Source organism: Kitasatospora sp. MBT63 (assembly GCF_000710465.2).
Taxonomy (GTDB): domain Bacteria; phylum Actinomycetota; class Actinomycetes; order Streptomycetales; family Streptomycetaceae; genus Kitasatospora.
In genome coordinates this window covers 1-8147 of the sequence record NZ_JAIZ01000382.1, presented here as the reverse complement: position 1 = coordinate 8147, position 8147 = coordinate 1, and the positions used below count along the sequence as shown (strand labels likewise).

Below are 8147 nucleotides of genomic sequence, written 5' to 3'. Positions count from 1 at the left end.
CCGCGTGATCGGTCGCCGCCACCCGGTGCGCCCACGCCGCGTGCGCATCCACCACCGGAACGGCGGCCCGGTGCAGATCGCGTCGGCGCTGCGGCCGCATGGCACGGTAGACCGCGTCGCGCTGCAGGCGGTGGCTGATCCACACGGGCGACGACGGTTCGGAGGGAGACCACTCCACCAGCCCCGACGTCAGCAACGGTCCCAGGGCATCCGCCGGGACCGTGAGCCCGGCGACCACCCCCGCGTGCGCCAGCGGTACGCGGGTGTCCAGCACCGCCAGCGCCTCCGTGAGGGCCCGACTGTCCTCGGACAGACGCTCCAAGTTGCGCCCCACCGTCTCCGCGAGTGTCTCCGGCACCGGGAGCCCCACCCGGGGATTCGCCAACTCACCCGGCGGCAGGGCCGCAAGCAGTGATCGTACGTAGAGCGGATGACCTCCCGTGTGCTCCCACAGCCGGTGGGCGGCGCCCGTCCTCGGGTGAGCGCTGCCCCCCGCTGCCTCCAGCAGGTCCCTCACGTCCGACTCGCTCAAGCCGCCCAGCCGCACCGTCCGCGCGTTCGGGGAACCCGCCACGAGACGTCGCCACTCCTCCGTCCGCTCCCTGGCCACTGCTTCACCGCCGACCTGCGCGCCTGTCGCCGACCGAATGGTCGCTATGACCAGCACCCGGTCAGCGAAGAGCCTGCGCATCACGAATGACAGGGCTTGCAGCGATCCCCCGTCCATCCACTGCGCGTCATCGACCACCAGGGCCACCGGGCCCGAGTCCTGTACGGCCCCCAGCAGATCGACCAGTTCGGCTCCCACCGCGATCGGCGTCACCGCCGGACTCAGCTGCCCGCCCAGCACCGGACAGTCCCGCAGAACCTCCCGGCCGGCCTGGCGCCGCCACTGCTCCACCACCCCGTACGGCCAGTCCCGCTCCACCTCGGCACACGAGGCCCACCACACCGACCACCCGTCCAGCCCCTCCACCACCCGCCGGACCAGTAGTGTCTTCCCGATGCCGGCCTCGCCCTCCACCTCCGCCAGCCAGGGCTCGCCCGATTCGGTGCGGGCGGTACAGGTCCGCAGCACCTCCAGCTCGAACTCACGCCCGACGAAGGCCGGCGAGATGCCCACAACCGAATCCGCATCCATGCCCGGCCACCCACGCTCCGATCGCCAAACGAGTGCACTGCGCCCCCGGCAATGCCACCTGTGACTCTTCATCCCCAAGAGCCGAGCGGGACTGCGCATCGTCCGCGAGATGACGCCCACGTCGAACAGCACTCATACAGCGGCCCCGACGGATCAGTCAGCTGATCTCCTGGAACTCCCTCCTGAGCTCCCGGCGACCGGTGACGGCGAGCTTCGAGTACACGTGACTGAGGTGGTATTCCACGGTCTTGGAGCTGACGAACAGCCGCCGGGCGATCTCCTTGTTCGTCAGCCCCTGTGCCGCGAGATGCGCCACGGACTGTTCGCGGTCGGTGAGCTCCGGAAGACGGACCACGGTTCCGTCCGGGCGAGCCCAGGCGCCATCGCCATCGCCATCGCCGTCGGCTTCGGCCTCGGAAAGCCGAGCCGTTCCGGAGGGGGAGAGGGCGTCGCGGCCCGTGAGACGCGTGAGCTGCTCGGCCGTGCGCTCCGCGTACGGCGTGGCACCGAGGGCGGTGAAGCGGCGGTGCGCCTCCTGCAGGTGTGCGACCACCTCCTGGCGGATGTGCGGATCCGCCGGATCCACGGAGATGAGCAGACGAGCGTGGTCGTGATGGAGCAGCGCACGGTGGAGCGGGATGTCGCCGTCGTCCTGCTGCGGGGCCGAGTGCCCTTCGCGGTAACGGGCCAGGGCCGAGTCGGTGTCGCCCCGAGCGGTGGCGAGCCGGCCGTGGAGCCAGTGCGAGGTCGGCATCAGGCTCGGCGCATGGGTGGCGATGTCATCGAAGAGCGCCAGTGCACCTCGGACGTGGTCGAGTTCCACCGGGTCCAGAGGCTGGTCCGGAGGAGTGACCGGGGCGAGGGCCTGGACGAGCAGCGGCAGCCACAGCACCCGCCAGGCTCCGACGTTGCCGACGGCCGTGGGCGCCAATGGCCGCAGGGCCTGCAGCATGGCCTCCCGGTCGGCGCGCGCCTGGGCGAGGACCGCCCCGGCCATGGCCGGGTAGACGGAGTTGAGTTCGAGGAAGAGCGGGGTGTGGTGGGAGCAGGCCTCGAGGTGGGACCGGGCTTTGGTCCAATGGCCGCGCTGCGCGTGCACCATGGCCGCAACGGCGTGCGCCGGTGGGACGCCGTGGCGGTGGCTGCCGATCTCGGCCGCCGCCATCGCATGGTCGGCGGCTATCAGGGCGTCCTCCCAACCGCCGTCCAGGTAACGGGCGAACCCGAGCAGATAGCGCTCCGTCGGCGACGGAGGGAGGTGGGGCTGGTTCTCCTGGCGTTCGATGAGGGCGGCCAGATCTCCGGAGCCGGCCCGCAGGCGGCCGGTCTCCACCCGCATGGTTCCGCGGTACATCAGCAAGAAGCTCTCGGCGGTGGCGACGTCCGCCGCCGCGTCGGGCAGGCCGGCGTTGCGGAGGACCTCGAGCCCTGCGGCGGGTCCGTCGGTGAACAGCGTGGCGAAGGACAGCAGACCGAGGGCCATGCCGGTGTGAGTGTGCGGGAGCTGGTCCATGACCGGCCGCAGAGCGGCCAGGGCCCGCGGGCCGTCGGCCTGAAGGACGTGGACGGCCGCGAGCCAGCTGGCGGCGAGCAGACCGGATTCGGTGTCGGCCCCTGCGTTCGCGGTGGCACGGCTGAGGAGTTCCGCACCGGCGGCCGTCTCGCCGCGCAGACCGGCGAGGAAACCGAGGAGCGCGTCGCGGCGCGGAGTGGGATCGCAGGCCTCGAGGGCGCCGCGCAGCGTCCTGAAACGGGCGTGTCTCTCATGGATCACGAGATGGGTGGCGGCCGTGAGGAGATGGCGTTCGCGGCGTTCGCGGGTCGAGTCGAGATCGGCGGCCCACAGCCGCAGTGTGGCGGCGCGAGCGGGCTGCCCCGCGGCAGCCTGGCCGTCGGCCTCCGCGGCCAGCCGGTCGGCCAGGGCCGGATCGATTCCGTCCGCGGCGGCGACCCGGTGGGCCCAAGCGGCATCCTTGCTGACCAGGTCTGCGGCCAGGCGGTGGAGATCGCGGCGTTCGGTGGACGACAACGCCCCGTAGACGGAGTCACGCTGGAGCTGGTGGTGGATGTGTACCGGCGTCCTGGGATCGGAGGGCTGCCAGCCGACCAGACCGGAGGCGAGCGCGGGGGCGAGCGCGACGGTCGGGTCCGCCAGGTCGGCGACCCGGCCGGCCACGGCGAGGGGCACGGTCGCGGCCAGAACGGCCAGGGCCTGCACCAAGCGCCGGGCGTCGGAGGGCAGCTCCGCGAGCACCTGGCGGATCGTGGCCTCCAACGAGGCCGGGACCGGGAGCGGCCGGTCGGTGTTGGCGAGCTCCTGGGGGCTGACCTGGCCCAGCAACGTCTGCATGTGCAGCGGGTGGCCGCCGGTCTTCTCCCACAATCTCTGCAGGGCGGCGCGGTTCAAGGCCGGACCGCCGGCCGCCGTCACCATGTCCCCGATGTCCTCCGGACCAAGACCGGTCAGCCGGATCTCGCTGACCCGGTCGAACCCCCGCCAGGTATCCCGCCAATCCTCTTCGAACGGGACATCGCCCGGTGGGGAGCCCTCCTCGCCGGTCCCTTCGCTCTGCGGGTGACCTGTGACGGTGTCGGTCGTACGGGCGACCAGGACGATCAGGACCCGCTCCGACCACAGCCGACGGGCCATGAAGGCCAAGGTCTTCAGCGATTGGTCGTCGGCCCACGGCACGTCGTCGACCACCAGCGCCAGCGGTGCCGACTCGGCGGTGGCCGCCACCACGTCCAGCAGGTCGCGGCCCACCGCGAGTGGCGACCCCGCCCCGGTCAGGCTCCGAGCGAGTTCGGTCCGCCCGGCGGTCTCCGCAGGCAGACGGTGCAACAGCTGGGACACCACCCCGTACCGGATGTCCCGCTCGGCCTGATCGCACGACGCCCAGCAGACCTGCAAGCCGTCCGGACCCTCCGCCAAGGCCCGGCGCACCAGCGCCGTCTTCCCGATGCCCGGTTCTCCCAGCACCATCACCAGCCACGGATCACCACGGGCGACCGCGCTGCGACACTCCGTCAGCACCTTCAGCTCTCCGGTGCGGCCGGCCAGACCCTGTTCCCACACGCCACCGCGGATTCCCATCCGAACCTCCTCCAGCAGGGACCGCGGGTACAACGGACAGTGATGACCCATGACCTGCAGGGCTTCGAATTCCCTGCGGCTGCGCCAGGGGGGCGCGTCACAGCCGCCGATTCGACTCCTCTCGGTTACCAGTGTGGACCACCCGGGCCGGTACCGGCAGGCCGCGGACCGTTCCGGCCGCCGCCCGGCCCTTACCCGCGCCCCGCCGAGCCGCCCGGCGGCCTGCCGCCCCTGGGCTACCGGCGGCGCGTGAAGGCGGCCGGATCACGCAGGAGCAGGTCCGCGTTGCGGTCCCCGGGGCCGCCGGGAAGGCGTTCCACGCCTCGCCACGGCACGTTGGCGGCGAGCTCGCGGTGCAGCGAGGCGAGCGAGTCCAGGCCGTTGTCCGGGCCGGGCTGCAACGGCGCGTCGTGGTCGAGCATGGTGCACCGGACCGAGAGCGTCCCGTCGCCGTTGTCCAGCAGTTCCACCAGGCGGGTCTGGCACGGCCAGTCCATCACCGCGCAGGTGGTCACCTCCCAGAAGCCCCGCCCGTCGCCGGCCGGGGACCGCCACGGGCGGGCGGTGTTGCGGTGGGTGTGCCCGTTGAGCCACAGGACGACGTTCGGGAACCGGTGCAGGACGCGGATGAGTTCCTCGGCTTCGGAGAGCGCCGGCGGGCCGGACGGGTCGGGGGACGGACTCCGCCCGTCGAGCAGGGTGTCGGACCCGTGGTGGGAGAGGACGACGACCAGCCGGTCCTCGTTGCCGGTGGTGCTCTCGCCGCCGTCCGCCAGCCGGTGGCGGGAGTGCACCTCGGTGAGCCGCGCCTCCAGCCAGCGCCGCTGCTCGGCGCTCACGTGGCCGTCCACGCCCCCCTGGAGGCAGCTGGTGTCCAGCGTGATGAACCGGATGCCGGAGTCCCGGTCGTCGTACACGTAGTGGGCGCTGCCCTCGCTCAGGTTCTCCGCGGTGAACCCGTGCCCCGCGGGCCGGCTGCCGGGACGGAAGTGGGCCGCCACGAATTCCGCCCGGGTGATCCCCCGGCGTGCCGCGTCGGGGGTGACCGGTGCCTGGCGGCCGGACAGGTAGGCGTCCGGCCGGTGGGCGAAGAGAGCCGGGACCTCGTCCAGCCCCGGACGGGTCGGACCGTCGACCGGCTTGCGGCCCCCCGCGAGGAACTCCAGCAGGGGCCGGGTCAGCGCTCCCACCCCCTGGGTGAGCGTCTCGTGGTTGCCGACGCACGCGAGCCAGGGCAGCCGCAGTCCGCGGGCCTGGAAGTCGTCGAGCGCGGCGCGCAGCAGCCCCGGGCGGTGCGGGAAGCCGAACAGCTCGCGCCACTGGTCGGGGCCCTGCGGGCCCTCGCCCTCCGGCTTCCAGAACGCGGTGTCCGGCCATTCACTGCTCTGGACCCCTTGGTAGGACGGCCCGCCCGAGTCGGTGCGGACCGTTCCGCCGTCGAGGAGGGCCAGAAAGGCCAGCGTCTCGTTCCACTGGGCGTTGTCGATCGCATCGCCGGTGGTGGCGACCAGGGTCAGCGGCGCACCCGTGAGCGGACTTCCGTCCACGGCGTTCAGGGTGCGGATCATGGCCTCGACCGCGTGCGGGACCAGGGCTTCCTGAGGCCGTTGGACCGGGACCACGGTGGACACCCGGGGGTCGCCGAGATACCGGTTGAGGAACTCGAACCGGACCGGGGACTGGACGTCGGCGAGCTGGAGATCGGTCATGTGGGCGAGGTGGAGCAGGGTGCGCCGGCCGTTGTGAGCGGGTACCTGCCAGGCGTGGCCGATCAGGTCCTCCCGGACCACATGCGGTTCGCCTTCCCGGGCGACCAGCCGGTGGTATCCGTGCTCGCTCCCCTGCCGCAGGACCGGGCCCCTGACGATGCTCCTGTGCAGTGTCGTGAGTGGTCCGCCCATGGCCGTACCTTCCGTAGCCGGTCGTCCGGATCGGTCATCGACGCGGGGAACGCGTACCCCGGGGCGGGCACGGCGGCACCTGCGCACCTCTCCTCGCGGCGCCGGGCCCGGGCCTCCACGGTGCGGGTCCGCGCTCTCTTCAGCATCACCCCCGCCCGGGCGGTGCGCCGCCCGGTGCCGAGCGGCGCCGGACCGGCACGGGCCGCGCCGTCAGCACGCCTGCGGCACCCGAGCGCTCTCCGGCAGGGCCTTGATGAGGGCGAACGCCGAGTCCACGAGGGCGGCGACCCGGACGGGGTCGGGGTCGGCCTTGCGGAGGATCTGCAGTCCCTGGACGAGTGCGACCAGCAGGCGTGCGGCTTCGCGCGGGCTCGTGCTGGTGGACAGGTCCCCGGCGGCCTGGGCCCGGGCGAGCTGGGCGGCGAACGCGTCCTCGGCGGCGCGCAGGCTGGTGCGGGCGAGTTCGGCGACGGCCTGGTCGTCCGGCAGGAGCTCGGCGATGCTGTTGACGCTGAAACAGCCGGCGGCGCTGCAGGCGTTGTCGGCCCGCAGGAGCGTCTCGAAGAGCCGCCGCAGTTGTGGCAGCGGTGGCTCCCGGTCGTTCAGGGCGCTGTCGAGCAGGTCGGACTGGCGGGCGAGGTAGCGGCCGAGCGCCTGGATGAACAGGCCGTGCTTGTCCCCGAACGCCGCGTAGATGGAGCCCCGCCCTAGCTGGAGCTCCTCCACCAGGTCGTTCATGCTCGTGGCCTCGTAGCCCTTGCGCCAGAACAGCAGCATGGCCCGGTCCAGGGTGGCTTCTTCGTCAAATGTGCGCGGTCTTCCCATGGCTCCACGGTACCCGGTTCTTGACCTGTCGTTCCACAACGGCTACGGTATTGGAACGAAAGGTCAAGAACTGCCGTTCCGGGCAGCCTGCCGAGCCCAAAACCCTCAGGAGTAGCGCCATGACCCAGTCCCCGCTCGTCAACCGAGAGATCCACCTGGCCTCCCGCCCCACCGGCGAGCCCGTCCTCGGGAACTTCGCCCTGGTGGAGAGCGCGATCCCGGAGCCGGGCGAGGGCCAGCTGCTCGTACGCAACACCTGGATGTCCGTCGACCCGTACATGCGCGGTCGGATGAACGCGGGCACCGGCTCCTACATCCCGCCGTTCGAGCTCGGCGCCCCGCTGAGCGGCGGTGCGACCGGTACCGTCGTGGCCTCGCGGGCGGACGCCATACCGGTGGGCACCACGGTCCTGCACCAGCTGGGCTGGCGTGAGTACTCCGTCGTCGACGCCGCCACGGTCATGCCGATCGACGTCTCGCTCGCCCCCGCCCCCGCCTACCTCGGCGTCCTCGGCATGCCCGGCCTGACCGCCTACGCCGGCCTGGTCGAGGTCGCCCCGGTGGCCGAAGGCGACGTCGTGTTCATCTCCGGCGCCGCCGGCGCCGTCGGCAGCGTCGCCGGGCAGATCGCCCGCCAGCTCGGTGCCTCCCGGGTGATCGGTTCGGCCGGCGGCCCCGAGAAGGCCAAGAAGCTCGTCGAGGACTTCGGGTTCGACGCCGCCATCGACTACCGGGCCGGTTCCCTGGCCGACCAGCTCGCCCAGGCCGCCCCCGAGGGCATCGACGTGTACTTCGACAACGTCGGCGGCGACCACCTGGAGGCCGCCATCACCGCGATGCGCCCCGGCGGCCGGATCGCCATGTGCGGCGCGATCAGCCAGTACAACGCGACCGAGCCCACCCCGGGACCGCGCAACCTGGCCTTGGCGATCGGCAAGCAGCTCACCCTGCGCGGCCTCCTGGTCGGCAGCTACTACCACCTCGCCCCGGAGTACGCCCGGCTCGCCGGAGGATGGCTCGCCAGCGGCGCCCTGCGCGCCGAGGAGACCGTCCTGGACGGGATCGAGCGCGCCCCCGAGGCCTTCCTCGGCATGATGCGCGGTGCGAACACCGGCAAGATGCTCGTCCGCCTCGACGGCTGACCCCTCCCAACCCACCCCGGGTGCCCGGCCGTTCGGCGCCGGAC

5 protein-coding genes are annotated in these 8147 nt (G+C 72.5%); 1 reads left to right on the top strand and 4 read right to left on the bottom strand.

The features are described from left to right. The 4 genes from AA75_RS22300 to AA75_RS22285 form a co-directional block, all read right to left on the bottom strand. A partial coding sequence (locus AA75_RS22300; protein WP_033821950.1) for an AAA family ATPase occupies window positions 1-1141 on the bottom strand: 1141 nt, incomplete at its 3' end. Window positions 1142-1298: 157 nt separating this feature from the next. Next, window positions 1299-4235 carry a LuxR family transcriptional regulator gene (locus AA75_RS22295; protein WP_033821949.1) on the bottom strand — a complete coding sequence of 979 codons (2937 nt, stop codon included), beginning with the start codon at window positions 4233-4235 and terminating at the stop codon, window positions 1299-1301. A 236-nt stretch (window positions 4236-4471) separates the two neighbouring features. Next, complete coding sequence (locus tag AA75_RS22290; RefSeq protein ID WP_033821948.1) at window positions 4472-6136, bottom strand: TIGR03767 family metallophosphoesterase; 1665 nt, start codon at window positions 6134-6136, stop codon at window positions 4472-4474. Window positions 6137-6346: 210 nt separating this feature from the next. After that, window positions 6347-6961 carry a TetR/AcrR family transcriptional regulator gene (locus tag AA75_RS22285; protein ID WP_063794414.1) on the bottom strand — a complete coding sequence of 205 codons (615 nt, stop codon included), beginning with the start codon at window positions 6959-6961 and terminating at the stop codon, window positions 6347-6349. A 119-nt stretch (window positions 6962-7080) separates the two neighbouring features. On the opposite strand from AA75_RS22285, the gene AA75_RS22280 reads away from it, so the two are divergent. After that, window positions 7081-8103, top strand: a complete 1023-nt coding sequence (locus AA75_RS22280; RefSeq protein WP_033821947.1) for an NADP-dependent oxidoreductase — start codon at window positions 7081-7083, stop codon at window positions 8101-8103. Window positions 8104-8147 lie beyond the last annotated feature (44 nt).